At 50.6% G+C, this 2434-nt stretch carries 3 protein-coding genes; 2 read left to right on the forward strand and 1 reads right to left on the reverse strand.

Going from position 1 to position 2434, the window contains the following annotated elements; translation table 11 throughout:
• Both yiaK and VIM87_RS07210 read left to right on the forward strand, forming a co-directional pair.
• On the forward strand, positions 1 to 816 hold an 816-nt coding region (yiaK, locus tag VIM87_RS07205), incomplete at its 5' end, for a 3-dehydro-L-gulonate 2-dehydrogenase (protein WP_331996328.1).
• Between the two features lie 85 nt (positions 817 to 901).
• Positions 902 to 1585, forward strand: a complete 684-nt coding sequence (locus VIM87_RS07210; protein ID WP_331996329.1) for a dihydrofolate reductase family protein — start codon at positions 902 to 904, stop codon at positions 1583 to 1585.
• A 135-nt stretch (positions 1586 to 1720) separates the two neighbouring features.
• On the opposite strand, the gene VIM87_RS07215 is transcribed toward VIM87_RS07210, so the two are convergent.
• A partial coding sequence (locus tag VIM87_RS07215; protein WP_331996330.1) for an RtcB family protein occupies positions 1721 to 2434 on the reverse strand: 714 nt, incomplete at its 5' end.

Genomic DNA, 2434 nt, shown 5'->3' on the forward strand with positions numbered 1-2434 from the left:
AAAGATGGGCTGGTGCACCCGGATGCAGAACCTGCGCTGCTGGAAAAGAACGGCCTCCTGGAAACCTGGACGGGCAACCTGGGCGCGGGCATGTATAACGCCACGGCCTGTATGCAGCGCGCTATTGAGCTGGCGCAGGCCAATGGTATTGGCTGTGTGGCCATTCAAAACACCAACCACTGGATGCGGGGCGGTACCTATGGCTGGCAGGCAGCCAATGCAGGCTGTATTGGCATTTGCTTTACCAATGCTATTGCCGGTATGCCTGCCTGGGGCGGGGCTGAGCCGGTGTTGGGCAACAATCCTTTAGTGATAGCGGTACCGCGGGCAGAAGGGCATATTGTGCTGGACATGGCCATGTCGCAATTCTCATACGGAAAAATGCAGGAGCATGAATTAAAACAGGAGCAGCTGCCGGTAGCAGGCGGTTATGATGATAACGGGGAGCTCACCACCGACCCGGTAGTGATCCGCAACAATAAACGCGCTTTGCCCATTGGTTTCTGGAAAGGCTCAGGCCTGGCTATGGTGCTGGATGTGCTGCTGGTGGCCCTTAGCGGCGGCCGGTCTACCGGGCAGATCACGGCCGATAAAAAAGAGTTTGGCGTATCCCAGTGTTTTATTGCTTTGCATAAACCCGACCTGCATGCCGCTTTGATAGAAGAAATTTTAAAGTACACCAAAGGCAGCACGCCGGCTACACGCGGCGGGCGTATAGCCTACCCCGGTGAAAATACTTTGCGCAAGCGCCTGCAAAGCGAACAGGAAGGTGTACTGGTGAATGAGGAGATCTGGGCGCAGGTGCAGGCCATGTAAGGGCACGCTTACAACACCGCACTTTCATTTGGACTGCTTTTAAATACACAGGTACTGAAAGAATAATTTATACAACCATCTTTATATGAAACCATACATCGTTTGCCATATGCTTTGCTCCATTGACGGCAGGATCCAAACGGAGCACTGGCCCCAATCTGCAAAAGGCTTTCCAGCATATGAAAGAACCGGTGAGTTGGAAAAAGCAGATGCCTGGTTTTGCGGACGCATTACCATGCAGCAGCATTTTACCATAGCAGCGCCTGTTTTTGCACCGGGTGGTAAAACAGTGCAGCGAATAGACTATGTGGCCACCACAGCAGCAGATTCCTTTGCGGTGGCCGTAGATGCGCATGGTAAGCTGGGATGGGACAGCCCTGAAATTGATGGCGACCATGTAATCACCGTACTTACCGAACAGGTGCCGGATGCTTACCTGGCCTATTTGCAGGAGCAGGGTGTGTCTTACATTTTTGGCGGTAAGCAGCAGATTAATTTCAGCACTGTGCTGGAAAAGCTGAACAAGCTGTTTAACATTCAGAAAATAAAGCTGGAAGGCGGCGGAAAAATAAACGGGGCCTTACATGCTGAAGGGTTAATTGATGCATACAGTGTGCTTTATTATCCCATAGCCGATGGAACAGACAGCCCTACGCTGCTGGATACGGACCTGGATGCAGGGAGATTGCCAGCGGTAGCTTTGAAGCTTACGCACGTGGAGCAGTTGGAGGATAGTATTATCTGGGTGAAATATGATGTAGTAAAATAAGGAGAGGCTAGCTAAAAGAATGTAAAATGTAAAATCATAAATGTAAAAGTAAATGCCGCGAACATACGCCTACCTTGTTTCGCGATATTTACTTTTACATTTTAAATTTTACATTTATGATTTTATATTTTGCCGTTAATCTTCCCGGCTACCGTCATCGGCCATCCGCACCATTTTAGGTGTGAACTTCGCCACCACATCCACCAGCTCCTGCTGCGCAGCCATTACTACATTGATATCTTTATAAGCCATCGGCGCTTCATCCAACCCTGCACCGATCAATGTTACCTCGTTGGCCTTTAATACTGCTTTAAAGTCATCTTTCGAAATGTTCTGCACTGCTTTGGTACGGCTCATTTGCCGTCCGGCGCCATGGGAGGCTGAGTTCACAGACAGCTCTTCGCCCTTACCACGCACCAGGAAACCAGGGGCCGTCATGCTGCCCGGTATAATACCCATTACGCCCTTACCTGCCGGTGTAGCGCCTTTCCGGTGCACGATCACTTCTTCACCATTCCAGATCTCTTTCCAGGCAAAGTTGTGGTGGTTCTCTATTTTAGCTAATACCTGTCCGCCAATAGCCTGCGTTAATTTCTGATGGATCACTGCATGGCAGGCAGCAGCATAATCACCGGCCAGGTTCATAGCCAGCCAGTATTCCTGTCCTGCTTCCGTATCTATATCCAGGTAGGCCAGGTTAGCGGCTTCCTGCGGCAGCTTACACAACTGTTTTGCCAGCCGGGTATAATAACCTGCAATGGTAGCGCCCAGGCCACGGGAACCGGAGTGCGTTAACAAGGCCAGGTAAGTTCCCTTTTCAATGTTCAGGGCTTCATCCCGCTCTGCAAA

Origin of the sequence: Chitinophaga sp., from assembly GCF_036569125.1 — a bacterium.
In the GTDB taxonomy this organism is placed as follows: domain Bacteria; phylum Bacteroidota; class Bacteroidia; order Chitinophagales; family Chitinophagaceae; genus Chitinophaga.

Excerpts from the sequence above, each read along its gene's own strand:
- VIM87_RS07210 (WP_331996329.1), top strand. The coding sequence starts at position 902 with ATGAAACCATACATCGTTTGCCATATGCTTTGCTCCATTGACGGCAGG.